Origin of the sequence: Leptospira bandrabouensis, assembly GCF_004770905.1 — a bacterium.
GTDB classification, from domain to species: Bacteria; Spirochaetota; Leptospiria; order Leptospirales; family Leptospiraceae; genus Leptospira_A; species Leptospira_A bandrabouensis.
On sequence record NZ_RQHT01000007.1, the window covers coordinates 1 to 499 of the forward strand.

1 protein-coding gene is annotated in these 499 nt (G+C 34.1%); it reads left to right on the forward strand.

Going from position 1 to position 499, the window contains the following annotated elements:
• On the forward strand, positions 1-396 hold a 396-nt coding region (locus EHR07_RS19045), incomplete at its 5' end, for a hypothetical protein (protein ID WP_208739671.1).
• Positions 397-499 lie beyond the last annotated feature (103 nt).

Below are 499 nucleotides of genomic sequence, written 5' to 3' on the forward strand. Positions count from 1 at the left end.
GATGGTTATAATCCTGGACAAATGAGTTCATTCGGAATGACTCCAGAAAGATGGAAGTCTGATGATCGAAAATCTTACGAAACGGCTCAATCCGATTGGATTCAAGCAAATTTGAGAAAGGAATCTGGATCGGCTATTTCGGATGAAGAATTTTCTAAAAACGCTAAAACATATTTTCCTCAAGCTGGTGACAGTCCAGAGATTTTAAAGCAAAAAGCTCAATTACGTGGAATAATGGAAAATAACATGAAATCAGAAGCTCGACCAGCTTATGAATATGATATTCAATTTTCGGCTCCTAGACAATCATCTAATAGTGGTGAATCTGTTATGAGACATCCTAAAACTGGAAAGATGTATAGAGTTAAAGACGGAAAAATCATTGGTGAACTATAATGCCTAAACTACCTAACATTAATGAATTGGAACCAGTAGACAATTTTCCAAATATAAATGATCTAGAAGAAATTAATCCTTATGATTTAATGATTGAAAGAGA